The sequence below is a fragment of the Tsukamurella ocularis genome, from assembly GCF_965138335.1.
Classification (GTDB): Bacteria; Actinomycetota; Actinomycetes; order Mycobacteriales; family Mycobacteriaceae; genus Tsukamurella; species Tsukamurella ocularis_A.
The window spans coordinates 1-17,446 of the sequence record NZ_CBCSDV010000010.1 but is presented as its reverse complement, the minus strand read 5'-3'; the positions used below and the strand labels follow the sequence as shown (position 1 = coordinate 17,446).

Genomic DNA, 17,446 nt, shown 5'->3' with positions numbered 1-17,446 from the left:
CGCGTCCGGATCGGGGCGCGACTGGGACCGGAACGCGGACCGTCGGCGACGGTACCGGGACGTGCGCGGCCCATCGTGGGCACATGGCTCACGTACTCACGAAATCGATTGCGGCACTGGTCGTGCTGATCGCCGCCGCGGCGGTGATCGCGGCGTGCTCGGAGACGGTCTCCGGCATCCCGGGCGGGACGGAGACGGGTATCGTCGGGCAGCTCGGGGAGGCCGACGGGGTGGTCCTGGATCATGTGGCCGTCGACGCCGACGTGCCCGCGGTGACGAAGCTCGACCCGAAGCTGCGCAGGGCGATCCGATCGGCCGCCCGGGCCGCTGCCGAGGAGGGGGTGGCGATGCACCTCACGTCGGGCTGGCGGTCGACGCGGTACCAGCAGTACCTCTACGACGACGCGGTGCGCCGCGACGGTGCGGACGAGGCGGCGCGGCTGGTCGCGACCCCGTCGACCTCCGAGCACGTGACGGGTGACGCCGTCGACGTGGGGCCGACGGAGGCCGCGTACTGGATGGACCGTTACTCCGAACGCTTCGGGCTGTGCCGCACCTACGCGAACGAGGTGTGGCACTACGAGCTCAGGACCGGGCGGGCGTGCCCGGAGCCGGCCTCCGACGCCGCTGCGCGGCAGCGCTGAACCGCCGCGCGCAGACGGACTTAGGAGCTGACGCCGAGGCGGTTGAGCAGATCGGCGTCGATGCCGTCCAGCTCGCGGGCGATGGCCTGGTGCGCCGGGCGACGCCGGGCGGGCGGCATCGACTCGGACGCGGTGATGGCGGTGCCCAGGTCGTCGAGGCGCTGCGCGACCGCGGCGGCGAAGGACTTGGTCTCGGCGTCGGGATGCGTCGCCGTGAGCTGATCCAGCGAGCGACGGGCCGCCGCGACGCGGGCCGAGAGGCCGCCGCCGTAGCCGGCGAACGCCGCGACCTCGTCGACGGGCACGCCGAGGCGCGAGGCCTTCGCGGCGTCCAACTGGTTCCGGCCGGCCTGCGCCGCCCGGTACGCGATCGGCACCACGACGGGTGCGAGCAGGCGCGCGGTCGAGATGTAGCGCTTGAGCCGCGCCTCGGAGAGCAGCTTGCCGTCGACGGCCGCGCGGGCCTGGGTCTCGGCGATCTTCAGGTTCGCCGCATCGGCCTTGCCCTGCGCCTTCGCCACGATCTTCGAGCGCTGCAGATCGGCCTTGAGCGCCTTGCGCTCGCTCTTCGACGCGTTCTTCACGACGCGCTTGGCGTCACGATCCGCGTTCTTGGCGGCGAGCTTCGCCTCGAGGCGCCCCTTGGACTTGAGCGCCTTGGCCTGCGCGCGGCGCTCCGCGCGGGAGGACTTCGTCTTCTTGCCGAACAAACCCATCAGTGCACGTCCTTGTAGGTCAGTACTGCCGTCCGGTACAGCATTGCACAGCGCGGCTCCGCGAGTTGTCGGTGCCGCCCGCCATACTGCTAGTGAAGTGAACATCGACGAGGACACCACGACGATTCCGGTGAGCGCACGGTCGCTCACCGGTTGCCGGCACCGTCTGGCACTCGAGGCGCGCGCCCCGCAGGGCGAGGCCGACCCGGGCATGGCGCTGCGGGTCGAGGCCGCCGCCGTCTTCCGCGTGTCCGTCCGCGACCGGTTGGCCGGGCTCACCGTCATCGAGCCGGGGGAGGGCGCGGTGCGCCGCACGCTGGCCGCGATGGAGGCGGGCGCCGACCGGATCTGGAACGCCGTGCTCCCCACGGCCCACGACCGCCGCGGTCACAGCGAGCTGCTGATCCGGCTCGCCGACGGGTACATCCCCGTCATCGTGGTCAACCACAAGACCTGCGACCCCGGCGCGGGCGCGACCACGTCGCCGCTGGACCGGTGGGAGCCCCGCGAGGACGGGACGGTGCGGGCCCGCCAGCACCGCGGCGACCAGATGCGCCTCGCGCACCTCACCCGGATGCTGCAGGACGCGGGCTTCGGCTCGCGGACGCTGCTCGGCGGGAGCATCGGGGTCGACGGTGCGCGCATCGTCGTCCAGGAGGTCGGGCCGCTCCTGGCCGGCTACGACGAGCGGTTCGCGGACCGTCGGGCCGTGCTCGCCGGAACCGCGCCGACCGAGCCCGTGCGGGTGGCCGAGTGCCGACGGTGCCCCTGGTGGCCGCAGTGCGCGCAGACCCTGACGGTCGCGCGGGACGTGAGCCTGGTGGCCGACGGCCGCTCGGCGCCCGGGCTGCGCGCGGCGGGCATCGCCACCGTCGACCAGCTGGCCGAGTACGCGGGGCCCCAGCCCGAGGACGTGCCCGTGCCCATCGCCGACCTGCGGGCGATGGCCCGCGCGTGGCGGGACGGCCAGGTGCTGGTGCGGCGGCGGCCCGAGGTGAAGGTGCGGCGGGCCGACGTCGAGGTGGACGTCGACATGGAGAGCTACCAGGAGTACGGCGCCTACCTGTGGGGCACCTGGCTGCGGCGCGACGGCGTCGACCTCGGCTACCGGCCGTTCGTCACCTGGGACCCCGTGCCCACGCGCGACGAGGCCCGCTCGTTCGCCGAGTTCTGGGCCTTCCTCATGGACCGTCGCGCGGAGGCGCACGCCGCGGGCAGGACCTTCGCCGCCTACTGCTACTCGCAGAACGCCGAGAACAAGTGGCTGCTCGCCTCCGCGGACCGCTTCGCGGGCGAGCCCGGCATCCCCGCGCGGCGGGCCGTGGAGGAGTTCATCGCGTCGCCGGAATGGGTCGACATGTTCGACGCCGTGGGCGACGCCTTCCTCTCGCTCGAGGGGCGCGGCCTGAAGAAGGTGGCGCCCGTCGCCGGATTCCAGTGGCGCGATGCCGAGGCCGGCGGTGAGGCGTCGATGCTCTGGTATCGCGTGGGCGTCGGCATCGATGCGGGCTTCGCGGACGCCGAGCGCGCCGTGCAGCGGCAGCGGATCCTCGAGTACAACGAGGACGACGTGAAGGCGACCGCGGCGCTGCGGGCGTTCATGTCGAGCGAGAAGGTCTTCGCGCTGCCCGTGGTGGGCGGCTGAGGGCTACGCCTGGGCCTGGCGCAGGTGTGCGCGGCGCAGGGCGTCGGCGAAGCTGCCGCTGCCCAGGAGCGCGATCCCGCCGAGGATGGCGATCATCGCGGGGGAGAGCTGCCGCGCGGTCTCGGCCGCGACCGGGGCCACGCGCTGCGCCGACGTGTACGCCGCCGCGAAGACGGTGTCCTCGCCGCTGCTGCCGGAGCTCTGCTCCGAGGGGGCGCGGTCGTTGTTCGACGGTGCCGACGCCGCGGGCGCGGGTGCCGGGGCCGCGGGGCGCGGCTTCGCGGCCGGCGCGGGTGCGGGGACGGCCGGGCCCATCACGACCGGCGGCACGATGATCGGCGCGACGGGGGCCGCCGCTGCGGGGGCCGCCGCGCCCGCCCCGGCGGCCGGTGCCGCAGGCCGCGACCCGCTGCCGCCGGAGGTGCTGCTGCTGGAGCCGCCGTCCCTGCCCGAATCGGTGGACTCGGGCAGCGGATTGCCCGTGCGGACACCGCTGCCGCTCGAGAGGGGGGCGCCGCCCGAGCCGGTCGAGTTGGTGGAGCCGGACGAGCCGGTGCTCGTGGACCCTGAGGAGCCGGTGGAGGCGCCGGGGCTGGGGATCGCCGGCGACGTCCCGCCACCGTTCGAGCCGCTGCCGGAACCGCCGCCGCCGAAGATCCCGCCGATGATGCCGATCAGCCCGCCGCCGTGACCATGGCTGTGGCCCTTGTCGTCGCCCTTGCCCTCGCCCTCGCCGTTCTCGTCGTTGGGCTTGGTGGTGTCGTCGGGGTCCGGCTTCGTCGTCGGCTCACCGGTGCTTCCGTTGCCGGGTTCTCTCTCGCCGGTACTACCGGCGGCTCCGCCCGTGGATTCGCCGCCTCCGAAGCGACTCGTGGTTCCAGAAGCCGAGGGCTTGTCGTCGGAGTCGCTCGGACCGGTCGACGACGTGGACGAGGAGTCATCATCGCCCGTGGTCTGTGAGGTCGAGGTGTCGGATCCGGAGCCGCTGCCGGAGTCCGACGAATCGGGGGTCGCCCAGGCGGGCGCGGAGGCGATGGCGCCGACCGCGAGAGCGGTGATGCCGATGGCGCGAAGACGCCGCGAGAGATGGGTCGGACGCGACACAACACACCCCTTCCGCTATTCGTGCACAGGCGTAGGTAAGAATACAGTATCCGCGCCCATGGGTGATAGCTGATCACGAAGCGGTCGTGTCTCATGGTGAAGTGCGCTATAGTGTGATCGAAGCTTGTGGACTCGCAATAAGATGTGTTCCGCGGGCGGAGGTCGTGCCGGTGATAGAGAGGGATGGCACAAGTGGATACAGGTAATAAGTACGACAGCGACGCCCTGGTGGGCCAGGGCCTGTTCGCGAGTCGTCTCGAGGAGCTGTTCCGCACGGTGCCCGGCCCGAACGGCCGCGCATTCACCGCGAAGGCTATCGCCCAGCGTTCGACCGCCCTGGGCTTCCGCCTGGGCGAGTCCTACCTGAGCCAGCTCCGTTCCGGCAAGGCGAAGTCGCCGTCGTTCCGCACCGTCGAGGGCATCTCGGCCGCGTTCGGGGTGGACGTGCACTACTTCCTCGAGGACGAGGCTGCCCAGCGCACCCGCGACCAGATCCACCTCATGCGCCTGCAGGCCGACACCAAGGTGCAGATGGCCGCGTTCCGCCTGGCCGGGCTCTCGCCCGACTCGGTGAACATGGTCAACGAGCTCATCAAGGTGCTGCGCGTGCAGCAGGGCTTGCCCGCCGACCCCCCCGAGCTTCCCGTAGACTCGCGCGAAAACGAGGGGCACTGAGCCTCATCGGCTGACACGTAGCGGCCCTCCGGCCGCCGTGGGTGTGCCTCTGGCACGCGTCGTCCCTCTACGACCGTGTGGAGGTGGGCTGTGCGTTCCGTCAAAGCGCTGCGCCGCCTGTGCGAGAACGAGGTGCGCAGCCTCGATCTGGATCTGCCCTTCGACGCCGTGCAGCTGTGCGAGAAGTACGGCAAGCGGCGCGGGCGCGACATCCTCGTGATCTCGCAGCCGCTGCCCGTCGGCATGCCGAACGGGCTGTGGCTGGTCGGCGACGACGCCGACTACTTCTTCTACCAGGCCAATACGTCGCGGACGCACCGCGACCAGATCATCATTCACGAGTTCGGCCACCTCATCGCGGGCCATCAGAACGCCGGTCCGACCGCGGCCGCCCCGCAGTCCGCGGAGATGTCCTCGCCGGAGGCCGACGCGGCACTGCACCGGACCTGTTACGACGACGAGCACGAGTGGGAGGCGGAGATGATCGCCTCGATCATTCTCGGCTGGGCGTCCGAGGCCGGCGCCCTCGCCGGGCGCACCGCCAAACACGACAGCCTGCGCGGCATCCAGCGCGCCCTGGGAGGTCACTCGCGGTGGCTGTGAAGCTCGTGAACGTGCTCGGCGTCGCGTTCTTCACCCTGGTGCTGTGCTGGCGCGTCGACCGGCTCTACCGCGCGAAGGCCGGCATCCAGGCCGTCGCCGTCACCGTCGCCATCGCCGCGCTCACCCTGGCCGTGCTCCTGCTCGGCTCGCCGCTCGCCGACAGCATCGACGGTGCGCTCTGGCGCGGCGCCTCCCGCCTCGGCGGCTACGCCTCGCTCGCGCTGGGCGTCGCGGCGCTCGCCGTCGCCTTCTTCTACGGCCCCACCGAATCGGCCCGGCAACGCCGCGCGGGGATGGAGGCGATCCCGCTCATCGCCGCGGTGGTCGGCCTGTCCGTGGCGATGACGGTCACGCCGCCGTCGCTGCGCGACGCGAACCTGGACACGCTCACCGTGCAGGAGCTGGGGTTCGCCGTCTTCTTCGTCATCGCCGGCGGCTATCTCATGTACGGGCTGGCGGACTGCGTGCTCTCGCTGACCCGGCTCATGCCCTTCGCCGACGGCTACCTCACGACCTCGCTGCGGCTCATGTCCGCCGGCCTCGCGATCACCGCCGTCGGCTCGCTCACCCAGGTGGCCTTCGTGCTCACCAGCGCGGGGCACGTGGCCTCCTGGCCGGCGCTGCTCACCCTGTCGCAGGCCTGCACCGCGGGTGGCATCCTGCTGTTCGTCGTGGGCCTGAGTTACCCGGGCGTGCGCGGCTTCGTCGTGCAACTCCAGTACCGCAAGAAGCACCGCCGGGACTACCGGCGCCTCGAACCCCTGTGGACCCTGCTGACCACGGCGGTGCCGGAGGTCGTCCTCGACGCGGGCAAGGCCCGGCGCGACCCGCACCTGCGCTTCCAGCGTCGCGTCGTCGAGATCCGCGACGTGCTGGTGCAGCTCAGCCCCTACCTCCCCGAGGACTTCGGCGACGGGGTGCCCGAGGAGAACGTGCACAACCTGCTCGTGGCGATCGACCTCCGCAACGAGGCCGGGGCGGCCCCGGCACCGTCGTCGATGGTGCTGCCGCCCGACGGCACCTCCATCGACGACGACGCCGCCCCGCTCCTCGTCCTGTCGGACGCGGTCGGGGCGACGCCGGCGGAGGAACTGCAGATCTAGCGCGGAGCCATCCGCAGCGCGCCATCCATGCGGATCGTCTCGCCGTTGATGTAGTCGTGCTCGGTGAGGAAGTACGCCAGCTGCGCGAACTCGGCGGGCTCGCCGAGGCGCGACGGGAACGGGATGCCCGCCTCGAGCGTCTGCTTGAACTCGGGGGTCACGCCCGCGAGCATCGGGGTGTTGATGGTGCCCGGCGCGATCGTGTTCACCCGGATGCCGGACTGCGCGAGGTCGCGCGCGGCGGTGATCGTCATGGCGTGCACGCCGCCCTTGGAGGCGGTGTAGGCGATCTGGCCGATCTGCCCCTCGAAGGCGGCGACCGAGGCGGTGTTGACGATGACGCCGCGCGAGCCCTGCTCGTCCACGGCCTCCTGCTTGGCCATCTGATCGGCGGCCAGGCGCATCACGTTGAACGTGCCCACCAGGTTGATGTTGATGACCGTCTGGAACAGCTCCAGCGGATGCACGCCCTTCTTCGAGAGGATGCGCTGCGCCCAGCCGACGCCGGCGCAGTTGACCGCCACGCGCAGCGGGCCCGCCTTGACGGCCTCGGCGATCGCGGCGAGGACCTCGTCATCCTTGGTCACGTCGGTGGCGACGAGGTGCACGTTCTCGGCCGGGGTGGCCTTGTCGATCGACTGCTGCAGATCGAGGCCGAAGACGGTGGCGCCGGCATCGGCGAAGCGCTTCGCGGTGGCGGCGCCGAGGCCGGATGCGCCACCGGTGACGATGACGGAGGAGCCGGAGACGTCCATGGCGGATTCCCTTCTGTAGTGGAGCGCACTCGCCGGTGGGCGGCGCGACCCACCTCACATTAGTGAAGGGCGCTCGCCCCCGGGCCGGGGGTGCTCTCCGCCGGCAGTTCCGGGTTCGACGGTGCCGCCGCGGCGCGGTGCGCCCGGCGCACGACGAGCCCGCCGCCGATCATCGTGCCGGCGACGACCAGCCCGGTGACGATGCGGCCGGTGCCGCCGAGCTCCGGCCAGGCCTCGGCCAGGAGCCAGGCGCCGAAGCCGAAGAACAGGACCGTCGCGCCGATCGCGATGGCGCGCTCGGGCAGCCTCGAACCGAGCAGGGCGCCGACCGCGATCGCCAGGGCGTCGGCCGCGACCATGCCGAGCGTCGAGCCGACCCACACGCCGAACCAGTTGTGCTGCGTGGTGAGGGTGATCGTCGCGAGCATCGTCTTATCGCCGAGCTCGGCGAGGAAGAACGCCGAGGCGACGGCGAGGAAGACGGAACGGGTGACGCGGTCCGCGGTGCCGCTCTCGTCGTCCGAGAGGGTGTCGCCGCGCCAGGTCCAGAAGGCGAAGACCAGCATCGAGACACCGGCGACGGCGGTGATGAGCTGGGAGGGGATGGCGGAGCCGAGCGCGAAGCCGATGCCGACCGAGGCGATGTGGGTCAGGGCCGTGGCCGCGGTGATGCCGAGCAGGACCACCCACCACTTGAAGCGGGCGGCAAAGGTCATCGCCATGAGCTGGGACTTGTCGCCGAGCTCGGCCACGAAGACGACGGCGAAACTGATGAGCAACGCGTTGAGCACGGTGCATACCTCCTGCGAAGACCTGTGCCACACGGATCCGACCGTCGGACCGCGCAAGTGGCACAAAGGTCTCGCCCACCGAGGCCTCGGGCTCGGTTCGCGCGGCCGGGCTGACGCCAGTGTGTCGACCGTGCGATTGGGGGCTACTCCCCTTCGTGCGAAGCCCAGGTTAGTCGCGCTTCGTCGAAACGGCAAGTAGCGCAGGAGTTTTGGTTCCCTGTCGGGATTCTTCACGGGCCCGTCGAGCGGGTTTCGGCCGCCCGGATCCGACGGTGCCGGCCGCCCGGCATCCTGGGCCCGGGCCCGGCGGATCAGCCGCGGACGGCGAGGAGGTGCGCCATGGGGAAGCGGTAGTCCTTCTCGCGGTGCACGATCCGCCACGACTCCGTGAAGCCCGCCTCGGCGAGCAAGCGGGCGAACTCGTCGGGGTGCCAGCGCCAGGCCGGCGCGACGACGTGATCGAACGCGAGCGGCGGGCCGGGTTCGTCGGCCGCCTGGAACGCGACGAGGACGGGAGTGCCGGCGCCGACCCGGCCGGACCAGTCGCGCACCGCCGCGCGGACCGCCGCCGGCTCCACGTGGATCAGGCTGAACCGGGCGAGGATCGCGGCGATCGGTCCGTCGGGCAGGGCGGCGAGGGAGGCGTCACCGTCGACGAAGGGGAGCTCCGGGTGCAGCCGGCGGGCGTGCCCGAGCATGGCCGGGCTGGGGTCGACGCCCAGCACGTCGAGCCCGCGCCCCGCCAGGTCGGCGGCGACGTGGCCGAGCCCGCAGCCGACGTCGACCGTGCGGCCCGGGCGCCCCGCAGCGGCCTCCGCGAAGGCCGCCGCGGCGTGCCGCTCGATGGGGAACGCGTACGGATCCGGGAAGGTCTCGGCGTACAGGTCGGCGAGGGCGTCGTATCCCGGCTGTGTCATGCGCCCACTCTCGCAGTGGGCACTGACAGGAATCCGGCTACTTCCCGGTGGGGTTGCCGCCGACGTCGGTGATCTGCCAGTTCCGCTTCTTGTCGAGCGTGACGTCGTAGACGCTCACCACGTCCCGGCCCTGCGGCGACTGCGTGTTGGTGGCGTGCACGGCGACGAAGCACTTCGCCTTCCACACGTCGTCGCCGACCGGGCGGACCTCCGCCCCGCTCAGGCGCGCCGTGGACACCCACTGCAGCGGCTGCAGCAGCTGACGCATGGGCTCGTAGGTGCCGGCGAGCTTCGTAGACAGCTCGGGGCTCGTGCCGCGCACCAGGCGCGCGCGCCACGGCGCGAGATCGCGGTAGTCGAGGGTCGCGGCGCCGACGGCGTACTCCTGGCACGCGATGCGACGCGCGGTCGCCTCGTCGCCGGGGGCGGGCGCGGCGTGGGCGACCGCCGGGGCCAGGACGGCGAGGGCGGCGGCCGAGGTGAAGGCTGCGGTGATGCGTGAGAGCATGGGTGACCTTTCGAATACGTCGGGTGTCAACTCACGCTAGCAAATCGTTTGCATTCCGCACTAGAGGAACGACGAAACCCCGCCGGCGCGAATGCGCTGGACGGGGTCCCGAGGCTGAGAAGGAAGGACTCAGGCGGTGGCGGCGGCGTAGCGCGCGGCGACGTCGTCCCAGTTCACGACGTTCCACCAGGCCTTGACGTAATCGGCCTTGACGTTCTTGTACTGCAGGTAGAAGGCGTGCTCCCACATGTCGAGCATGAGCAGCGGGGTCAGGCCGATGGAGATGTTGCCCTGCTGATCGGTGAGCTGCTGCAGCACGAGGCGCTTGCCGATGTGGTCGTACGCCAGCACGGACCAGCCGGAGCCCTGCAGGGTCATGGCGACGGCGGTGAAGTGGGCCTGGAACTTGTCGAAGCCGCCGAACTGCTCGTCGATGGCGGTGGCCAGGTCGCCGACCGGCTTGTCGCCGCCGTTGGGCGAGAGGTTCTTCCAGAAGATGGAGTGGTTGGTGTGGCCACCCAGGTGGAAGGCGAGGTTCTTCGAGAGCAGGGGCGCCTTGGTCGCGATCGAGCCGTCCTCGCGGGCCTCCGCGAGCTGCTCGAGGGCCTGGTTGGCGCCGGCGACGTAGGCGGCGTGGTGCTTGCTGTGGTGCAGCTCCATGATCTCGCCCGAGATGTGGGGCGCGAGCGCGCTGTAGTCGTAGTCGAGGTCCGGCAGAGTGTAGACGGCCACGTCTTTCCCTTCGATTGCGGAAGCCATCGCTTCCTGGTTGGTCCTTCGTGCTCTTCCAGCCTTTCTTATCTGGAATGGTTCCGCAATAAGGACGACCGAAAGCGCATGAAGTGCGGTTGAGGTTCTCGAGGGGGTGTGGGCGGTCAGCCCAGCACGACGATCAGCACGAGGGCGAGCGCGAGCGCGGCCACCGTCAGCAGCGTGCGGGTCAGCGAGCGCGAGAAGTACACGGTGCACGAGCTGCGCGACGTGGCGTCGGGCCCGGTGGCGAGGGAGTGGGAGTGCTTGACCGTCATCGCGCCGCCTTCCGTGATTGCACCTGTGAAGCTCGTCACAGGTGTGGTGCGGAACACTGTAGCGGACCTACAGAGCAGTAGGAAATCGATCGGGTGGAACGGCCGGGAGTTCGGGTGCCGGTGGCGGGTTCGGGCGGGAATGTCCGATGTTTGTTGTTCATTCAAGCAAATGTGATCTATTAGACCGGCGGATTGCTTTACGGCGTCCACCTGCGTCGCCGCGCCCCGCGCCGATAGAAACGCTCACGGTTCCTATCGCAAACGCTTGGCATCCTGCCTCCGACGCGGGAGCATGGTGGACATGACCGGAACCAGCATCGGGGTGCGCACCCAGCGCCCCGGCGGTGATCGGGCAGGCCGTATACGCACCCTCGTCGGCGGCCGCCAGACCCGCGCCGACATCATCGTGTCGATGACTCTGCTCGCCGCCTCCTTCACGGCGACGATCCTCAACCTCGTGCTCGCCGTGCGCGCCATGCCGTCGATCCGCGAGTGCGCGGCGATGGCGTGCACCTACACCGGCACGTTCGACGTGCTGGCCATCGCCTTCCTGACGTCGCTCCTGCTCGGGACCACCTTCGGGGCGCACGCGGTGCTCAACCTGCTCAACCGGCGCAACGCCTGGGGATACGCGCTGCTCGACACCCTCGTCTCCCTCGGCTGCCTGTTCGGCGGACTCGCGGTCGTCTCCGCGGTCTGATCCCACGGATCCCCAGGATCGCGCGGCGCTAACCTGGGAGCCATGACCACGACCGCGCCGTCGACACCCGCGCGCCTGCGGGCGGCCGCCTGGCCGCTCGCCGCGGCGGCCGGCACCGGCGCCGTCGTCCTCGCGCTGCACCTGCGCGATCCGCACGTCCAGAACAGCTGGGGCGTCTGCCCGCTCTTCGCCGCGACCGGCCTGTACTGCCCCGGCTGCGGGGGCCTGCGCGCCGTCAACGACGTCACCAACGGCGACTTCCTCGCCGCCCTCGGCTCGAACGCGCTGATCTATCCCGCCGGCGCCGTGCTGGTGTGGCTCTGGCTCGCCTGGCTCGGCCGGAAGGCGGGGTTCGCGGTGCCCGCGGTGCCGCAGAACAAGTACCTGTGGATCACGGTCGGCGTGCTGGTGCTGATGTGGACCGTCGCGCGGAACCTCCCCGGATCGCCGCTGGCGCCCTGAGCTCTGGCACTCGGAGCTCTGGCACTCTGAGCTGCGGCGATCGGCGCATGTCGGATTCGCCCGCTACCGTCGGGGCCATGAGTCCCCTCGTGACCGATCTGCAGGACGCGGCGAAGGCCGCCAGCCACCGCGTGCGCGCCGCCCTCGGGCAGGCCGGGGGAGTGGTCCCCGTCGTGCGCCTCGAGGGGCCGATCGCGGCGCCCGCCATGTCGGGCGGGCTCGGCCGCGGCACGCTCAACCTGGCCGGGGTCGAGCCGGTGCTCCGCCGGGCCTTCGAGACCGACGATGCCGTCGCCGTCGCCCTGGTCCTCAACAGCCCCGGCGGCTCGCCGGCGCAGTCCGAGCTGATCGCCACGCGGATCCGGCAGCTGGCCGCGAAGCACGAGCTGCCCGTCCTCGCCTTCTGCGAGGACGTCGCCGCGTCGGGCGGGTACTGGCTGGCCTGCGCCGCCGACGAGATCTTCGTGACCACCACCTCCATCGTCGGCTCCATCGGCGTGATCTCCGCGAGCTTCGGCGCCAAGGAGCTGATCGGCAAGATCGGCCTCGAGCGCCGCGTCTTCACCGAGGGCGACGCCAAGCACCGGCTCGACATGTTCGAGGACGTCCGCGAGGGCGACATCGAGTGGCTCCACGGGATCCAGGGCGATATCCACAGCGCCTTCCGGGAGTGGGTCACCAGCCGTCGCGGCGAGCGCCTCGGCGCGGACCCGGCCCTGTTCACCGGCGAGGTCTGGATCGGCCGCAAGGCCGTCGACGTCGGGCTCGCCGACGGGATCGGCACGCTGCGCGGCGTGCTCGACGAGCGCTTCCCCGACGCCGAGATCGAGGCCATGCACACCCCGAAGCCCCTGCTCGCGCGCCTGCTGGGCGGCGGCACCGCGATCGACGGGGCGGGGCTCGCCGCGTCCGTCACCGCCGGGGTGCTCGACGGTGCCCTCGCCGGCCTGCAGCGTCGCGGCCTGTGGGCGAATTTCGGGGCTTGACATGCTCGATCCACAGGGGCCGGAATCCGCGCTGGTGAAGCGCTCACAGCACAACCCTCAAGTTGTGGATGAGCCTGTGGAAACTGTGGATGAATCGTCGGCGACCGCCGTCGCCCGTGGAAGACTGGAGCCATGACGGACTACCCCGCAGACGGTCCGGTCGCCGTCGACGCGCTGCCCGCCGACCTCACCGCGGCACCGGGTCTGACCGTGCTCGACGTGCGCGATCCGGGCGAATGGGACCTCGGCCACGCGCCCGGAGCCGCGCACCTGCCGCTGCCCGACCTGCCCGTCCGCTTCGAGGAGATCGACCTCGACGATCAGGTGTACGTGATCTGCCGCGGCGGCGGCCGCTCCGAGCAGGCCGTGCGCTACCTCGAGACCGTGGGCATCGAGGCCGTCGTCGTGGACGGCGGCATGATCGCGTGGGCGGCCCTGGGGCGGCCCGTCGTGCGATCGGACGGCAGCCCGGGGGTCGTCTGATGCACCCCGACCCCGCGCGCACCGCCCAGCCCCGCGGCCGGCTGCGCTGGCTCGCCCGGCGCCCGCCGGAGACGCTGCCGGTGCCCGGCNGCGCACCGTCGGNCCCGAAGCCGACGCCGCGCTACCCGGCGATCCCGCGCTGGGGCCTGCGACAGGACTTCACCCCGGCCGCACCCGCCGCGCCGACCACCACGGAGGCCGCGGCCGAGGCGACACCGTTCGTCCTGCGCCTGACCACCGGCATCGTCGTCGGAGCCGCGGTCGTGGAGGCGCTGGCGTACCTGCTCCTGGTGATCAACCGCGCCGGCCCCGTGCCGGGCTGGCTCGCGGTGACCGCCACCGTCGCGGTGTTCGCGGCCGGCTGGCTGGCGGTGCTGGCGGTGCTCGCGCTGTTCGTGGTGCTCACGCTGTGGCTGCGGGACGCGCGCGGTCGGGCCTACGCGGCACTGGGCGCCCGCGAGCCGCGCCCGGCGTGGCAGCTCTGGGTGTACTGCCTGGTCCCGGTGGTGAATCTCGCGGCCGCACCGGTGCTGGTGCTGGAACTGGCCGACGCGCAGCGCCGCGCCGCGGGGGAGGCCACGGATCGTCGTGTGCTGTTCATCCGGCGGTGGTGGGCCGCGTGGGTCGCGCTGACTATCGTCACGCTGGGGTGCGTGGCGTACGCGCGCGCGGACGGCGGGCTGCAGCACGGCGCCGACGCGATGGTCTACACCGCGCTGACCTACCTGCTCAGCGGGGCGTTCCTGCTGGTCACGGCACGGTTGGTCCGCGCGATCGACGGGGGGCCGACGGCCCGGGAGCAGGAGGACGGGACCAGATGGTTGGCGGCGTAGCGGGGATCGTGGCCCATCGGGGCGCCAGCGGCGAGTTCCCCGAGCACACGATGAGCGCCTTCGAGGCGGCGATCGCCGAGGGCGCCGACGCGATCGAGTGCGACGTCCGGCTCACCAAGGACCAGCACCTCGTCTGCCTGCACGACCGCACCGTCGAGCGCACGTCCGACGGGACCGGCGCCGTCTCCGAGCTCGACCTCGCCGACCTCCAGGCGATGGACTTCGGCTCGTGGAAGCGGCCCGGCCACCCCGAGCCCGTCGTCACCCTCGACGAACTCATCGACCTGGCCCGCGCGTCCGAGCGGAAGCTGTTCGTGGAGACCAAGCACCCCGTGCGGTTCGGCGGCATGGTCGAGCAGAAGCTGCTCGCGACGCTGCAGCGGCACGGATTGTCCCGCCCGGGCGAACTGCAGGACGCGCCCGTCGTCGTCATCTCCTTCTCCGGGTCCGCGGTCTGGCGCGTGCGCCGCAACGCCCCGGGCGTGCCCGCGGTGCTGCTCGGCGAGGCCTCCCGGCTGCTCGGCGGCGGCGCGGCCACCGCGGTGCGCGCGCAGGGCATCGGGCCGTCGGTGGACTCGCTGCGCGAGCGGCCGGACACCGTCGCCAAGGCCCGGGCCGCCGGCCGGTTCACCTACTGCTGGACCGTCGACTCCGAGGCCGACGTCGCCCTGTGCAACGGGCTCGGCGTCGAGTGGATCGCCACCAACCACCCGGCCCGCACGCGGTCCTGGCTGCGGGGATAGGCTTTCCGCATGGGTAGACGCGAACGCAATGCCACTCCCCGCGAGGGATCGAACCGTGCCGAGAAGGTGGCCGCCCAGCGCGCCCGGGCCGAGGCCTCGGCCGCTGCGAGCAGCCGCCCCTTCGAGGGCCTGGCCGCCGAGTGCGACATCGTCGCGCTCCGCAATTTCGTGCCCAGCGCGACCGCGCCGCTGAAGGTCGCGGGCGCGAACCGCGAGATCCGGCTCGCGACGGTGCTCCCCGGCGCCGCGCAGGCGCTGGTCCGTGAGGAGTCCGACGGGGTCATCGGCTACGCCGCCCTGCAGACCGCCACGCGCCCGCTGCAGCCCGGCGCCGCCCTCGCCGGCGCCGCCCGGTTCGCCGCCGACGCCGAGGTGGGAGAGGCACTGTCGGAGGAGCGCGACGGTGCGCTGCTCGAGGTCCTCGACGCCGCCGCGCCGCTCGAGGTCACCGTGCACAAGGACTTCGACTGGTGGCTCGCCGGCGACGCCGACGCGCAGACCCGGCAGCTCGTCGAGCACGCCAACTCGCTCATCACCCCCGCGGCCCGCATCGACCTGGGCGCGGACGGGGTGGGCGCGCCCTGGTGGGCCGACACCGGCTCCAAGGCGCACCTGCGCTGGGTGCACCCCGCGCCCGAGGACGAGCTGATGGCCGCGCTGGCGCGCGTGCACGCCGCCGGCGGACTCACCGTGGGCGAGGGCTCGCGGTTCGCCGGCTCGTTCCGCTCCGACGGGCTGCTCGTGCCCGTCTTCGACCTGGACCGCGAGTCGCACCCCGACGAGTGGGTGGCCGGCACCGTCGAACTGGCGAAGCGCCTGGCCGAGGCCCTGGCCGACGACTCCGAGCTCACCGCCGCGCAGCGGCGCTCGCGCGACGGCCTGCGCGGCCGCCAGGTGTCGCTGTAGTCACCACGGCCTGACCGGCCCTGTCCGCGACGGTCGGCCGGTCAGCCGTGGAAGCGGTCGCCGAGGGCGCCGCGGAGGTACGCGCGGATGGTCTGCCGCACGTCGTAGCTCTCGGCGCTCGGTGCCAGCGAGCCCAGCGCGCTGGAGAGTCGCGGCCGGTCCAGCACGTGCTGCGGGATCTCGCGGTCCACCCACGCGCTCGACGACGGGCGGGCGTCGCGCATCGCCTGGTTGGTGCGCACCGTGACCTCGCCGATCGTGAACCGCCACAGCGCCAGCAGCAGGTGCAGCGCCTCGTCCTCGGGGATGCCGATCTCGTCCGTGGTGCGCAGGAACTCGTCGAAGGCCCAGGCCGAGTAGGCGTCGATGATCTCGTCGGCCGAGAGCACGTCGACCACCCACGGGTGCTGGGTGAGGTGGTCGATCACGGTGAGCTGGAGCTGCACCAGTCGCTCGTGCGGGTCTTCGTCCAGTTCCGGCACCGGCGTGTTCCACGACTGATGCTCGAGCACCGCGCCGAGCAGGTCGTTCTTCGAGTCGAAGTAGTGGTAGATGCCCATCGCGCTGATGTCGAGGCGCGCCGCGAGGGTGCGCATCGAGAACTTCAGCGGGCCGTCGGTGGTGAGGATGTCGGCCGCGGCGGCGACCACCTGCTCCCGGTTCACCTTCGGCGGACGGCCGATGCGGCCGCGTTCAGTCATGGCGCCACCTTATCCGGTTCCCGGGGTCCCACTGAGGAGGCGAGCGGGAACGGGCTGGTCGGCGGCGAGCAGCCCGAAGAACTCATCCGTGTTCTTCCCCCACGCCAGGGAGTCCCCGTCGCTGGTGTACTCGCTGCCCGCGGTGGGCGTCGTCGTGGTCACGGTGCTGCCGCTCATCGCCCAGGCGAGGCGCGCGAGATCCCACAGGTGCGTGTCCTTGTCGACGGAGAGCGCCTCGACCACCGCGTTCGACAGGCCCCACACCTCGAACGGGTTGAGCAGCGTCGTGGGTGACGTCGCCTCCGCGAACAGCGCCGACATGAACTCGCGCTGGTGCACCACCCGGTCCAGGTCGGCGTTCGGGGTGGCGCGGGTGCGCACGTAGCCGAGGGCCTGGGCGCCGTCGAGCGTCTGGCAGCCCGCCTTGATCCGCAGGCCGGCCTTCGGATCGTTGATCGGGTACTTCGGGCACATCTCGACGCCGCCGATGGCGTCGACCATGGTCGCGAAGCCGCCGAAGCCGATCTCCGCGTAGTGGTCGATGCGCAGGCCTGCGGCCTTCTCGAAGGTCTGGACGAGGAGCTGCGCGCCGGCCGCGTCGCCGTTGCCCGACGTGCTGCCCAGGAAGTAGGCGGCGTTGATCTTGTGGCCGCCCTGCCCGGGGATCTGCACGTAGAGGTCGCGCGGGATCGAGACGACCGTCGCGTCGCCCGACTTCGGGACGTGCACCAGCATGATCGTGTCGGTGCGGGCGCCGCCCAGGTCGCCGCCGGTGGCCAGGGCCTTCTGCTGCGCGGGGGTGAGGCCCTCGCGCGCGTCGGTGCCCACGAGCAGCCAGTTCGTGCCCGGTGTGTCGGCGACGCGGCCGGCGTACGAGGCGAGCGCGTCGATCCGGGTGAGCTTGCCGTCGAAGTAGATCGTGCCCGCCACCGTGCCCACGAGCGCCAGCACGAGGAGGACCCCCAGCCAGCGGAAGGGGTGCAGCTTGCGCTTGCGCCGGACCTTCTTCGGCGCGGGCGCCGACGGTGCNGGGGCGGGCGCGGCGGCCCGGCGGCCCGGCTCGCGGTCACGGCCGCGGTTCCTGGTGCGCGGGGGGCGCGGAGGCGGCGGGACGCGGCCGTCGCTGCTGCCCCGGGCCCCGAC

22 protein-coding genes are annotated in these 17,446 nt (G+C 72.1%); 12 read left to right on the top strand and 10 right to left on the bottom strand.

From position 1 onward, the window contains the following. Positions 1-83: 83 nt before the first annotated feature. Entirely contained in the window at positions 84-644 is a 561-nt protein-coding gene (locus ACNAYW_RS11015; protein ID WP_415849740.1) for a M15 family metallopeptidase, read from the top strand. Between the two features lie 20 nt (positions 645-664). Here the strand turns inward: ACNAYW_RS11015 and ACNAYW_RS11010 are convergent, their stop codons facing one another. Further along, entirely contained in the window at positions 665-1,360 is a 696-nt protein-coding gene (locus tag ACNAYW_RS11010) for a DUF6474 family protein (RefSeq protein ID WP_415849739.1), read from the bottom strand. Between the two features lie 97 nt (positions 1,361-1,457). Between ACNAYW_RS11010 and ACNAYW_RS11005 the strand changes: the two genes are divergently transcribed. Next, positions 1,458-3,005, top strand: a complete 1,548-nt coding sequence (locus tag ACNAYW_RS11005; protein ID WP_415849738.1) for a TM0106 family RecB-like putative nuclease — start codon at positions 1,458-1,460, stop codon at positions 3,003-3,005. A gap of 3 nt (positions 3,006-3,008) precedes the next feature. On the opposite strand, the gene ACNAYW_RS11000 is transcribed toward ACNAYW_RS11005, so the two are convergent. Beyond that, positions 3,009-4,109: a hypothetical protein gene (locus ACNAYW_RS11000; protein ID WP_415849737.1), complete on the bottom strand. Its 1,101-nt coding sequence runs from the start codon at positions 4,107-4,109 to the stop codon at positions 3,009-3,011. Between the two features lie 183 nt (positions 4,110-4,292). On the opposite strand from ACNAYW_RS11000, the gene ACNAYW_RS10995 reads away from it, so the two are divergent. From ACNAYW_RS10995 to ACNAYW_RS10985, 3 genes are all read left to right on the top strand, one after another. Further along, positions 4,293-4,784 (top strand): XRE family transcriptional regulator, encoded by a 492-nt coding sequence (locus ACNAYW_RS10995; protein WP_415849736.1) that lies wholly within the window; start codon positions 4,293-4,295, stop codon positions 4,782-4,784. Between the two features lie 90 nt (positions 4,785-4,874). Continuing rightward, positions 4,875-5,387, top strand: a complete 513-nt coding sequence (locus ACNAYW_RS10990; RefSeq protein ID WP_415849735.1) for a hypothetical protein — start codon at positions 4,875-4,877, stop codon at positions 5,385-5,387. Then, the gene (locus ACNAYW_RS10985) at positions 5,378-6,490 is read left to right on the top strand and encodes an MAB_1171c family putative transporter (RefSeq protein ID WP_415849734.1); all 1,113 of its coding nucleotides are present in this window, start codon (positions 5,378-5,380) and stop codon (positions 6,488-6,490) included. The genes ACNAYW_RS10990 and ACNAYW_RS10985 overlap by 10 nt, the downstream gene beginning before the upstream one ends. Here ACNAYW_RS10985 and ACNAYW_RS10980 read toward each other — a convergent pair. From ACNAYW_RS10980 to ACNAYW_RS10955, 6 genes are all read right to left on the bottom strand, one after another. Further along, entirely contained in the window at positions 6,487-7,245 is a 759-nt protein-coding gene (locus ACNAYW_RS10980; RefSeq protein ID WP_415849733.1) for an SDR family NAD(P)-dependent oxidoreductase, read from the bottom strand. The two genes, ACNAYW_RS10985 and ACNAYW_RS10980, sit on opposite strands and share 4 nt — an antisense overlap. Before the next feature lie 59 nt (positions 7,246-7,304). Continuing rightward, positions 7,305-8,036: a TMEM165/GDT1 family protein gene (locus ACNAYW_RS10975; protein WP_415849732.1), complete on the bottom strand. Its 732-nt coding sequence runs from the start codon at positions 8,034-8,036 to the stop codon at positions 7,305-7,307. Between the two features lie 311 nt (positions 8,037-8,347). After that, the gene (locus ACNAYW_RS10970) at positions 8,348-8,953 is read right to left on the bottom strand and encodes a class I SAM-dependent methyltransferase (protein WP_415849731.1); all 606 of its coding nucleotides are present in this window, start codon (positions 8,951-8,953) and stop codon (positions 8,348-8,350) included. A 37-nt stretch (positions 8,954-8,990) separates the two neighbouring features. Further along, positions 8,991-9,461 (bottom strand): hypothetical protein, encoded by a 471-nt coding sequence (locus ACNAYW_RS10965; RefSeq protein ID WP_415849730.1) that lies wholly within the window; start codon positions 9,459-9,461, stop codon positions 8,991-8,993. Between the two features lie 129 nt (positions 9,462-9,590). Then, on the bottom strand, positions 9,591-10,193 hold the full coding sequence (locus ACNAYW_RS10960; RefSeq protein ID WP_415849729.1) for a superoxide dismutase: 603 nt from the start codon (positions 10,191-10,193) through the stop codon (positions 9,591-9,593). 143 nt (positions 10,194-10,336) lie between these two features. Then, a complete protein-coding gene (locus ACNAYW_RS10955) occupies positions 10,337-10,489 on the bottom strand; it encodes a hypothetical protein (protein ID WP_415849728.1) in 153 nt (50 codons plus the stop codon). 301 nt (positions 10,490-10,790) lie between these two features. On the opposite strand from ACNAYW_RS10955, the gene ACNAYW_RS10950 reads away from it, so the two are divergent. From ACNAYW_RS10950 to ACNAYW_RS10920, 7 genes are all read left to right on the top strand, one after another. Continuing rightward, on the top strand, positions 10,791-11,189 hold the full coding sequence (locus ACNAYW_RS10950) for a hypothetical protein (RefSeq protein ID WP_415849727.1): 399 nt from the start codon (positions 10,791-10,793) through the stop codon (positions 11,187-11,189). A 42-nt stretch (positions 11,190-11,231) separates the two neighbouring features. Beyond that, positions 11,232-11,651, top strand: a complete 420-nt coding sequence (locus ACNAYW_RS10945; RefSeq protein ID WP_415849726.1) for a DUF2752 domain-containing protein — start codon at positions 11,232-11,234, stop codon at positions 11,649-11,651. Between the two features lie 77 nt (positions 11,652-11,728). Beyond that, on the top strand, positions 11,729-12,637 hold the full coding sequence (locus tag ACNAYW_RS10940) for a S49 family peptidase (RefSeq protein WP_415849725.1): 909 nt from the start codon (positions 11,729-11,731) through the stop codon (positions 12,635-12,637). A gap of 132 nt (positions 12,638-12,769) precedes the next feature. Beyond that, positions 12,770-13,120, top strand: a complete 351-nt coding sequence (locus ACNAYW_RS10935; RefSeq protein WP_415849724.1) for a rhodanese-like domain-containing protein — start codon at positions 12,770-12,772, stop codon at positions 13,118-13,120. Positions 13,121-13,383: 263 nt separating this feature from the next. After that, on the top strand, positions 13,384-13,953 hold the full coding sequence (locus ACNAYW_RS10930) for a DUF4328 domain-containing protein (RefSeq protein ID WP_415849856.1): 570 nt from the start codon (positions 13,384-13,386) through the stop codon (positions 13,951-13,953). Continuing rightward, positions 13,938-14,696, top strand: a complete 759-nt coding sequence (locus ACNAYW_RS10925) for a glycerophosphodiester phosphodiesterase (RefSeq protein WP_415849723.1) — start codon at positions 13,938-13,940, stop codon at positions 14,694-14,696. Before ACNAYW_RS10930 ends, ACNAYW_RS10925 begins: the two co-directional genes overlap by 16 nt. Before the next feature lie 9 nt (positions 14,697-14,705). Continuing rightward, positions 14,706-15,602: a DUF5926 family protein gene (locus tag ACNAYW_RS10920; protein ID WP_415849722.1), complete on the top strand. Its 897-nt coding sequence runs from the start codon at positions 14,706-14,708 to the stop codon at positions 15,600-15,602. 41 nt (positions 15,603-15,643) lie between these two features. On the opposite strand, the gene ACNAYW_RS10915 is transcribed toward ACNAYW_RS10920, so the two are convergent. After that, the gene (locus tag ACNAYW_RS10915) at positions 15,644-16,303 is read right to left on the bottom strand and encodes a TetR/AcrR family transcriptional regulator (RefSeq protein ID WP_415849721.1); all 660 of its coding nucleotides are present in this window, start codon (positions 16,301-16,303) and stop codon (positions 15,644-15,646) included. A gap of 9 nt (positions 16,304-16,312) precedes the next feature. Further along, entirely contained in the window at positions 16,313-17,131 is an 819-nt protein-coding gene (locus tag ACNAYW_RS10910) for an LCP family protein (protein ID WP_415849855.1), read from the bottom strand. Positions 17,132-17,446 lie beyond the last annotated feature (315 nt).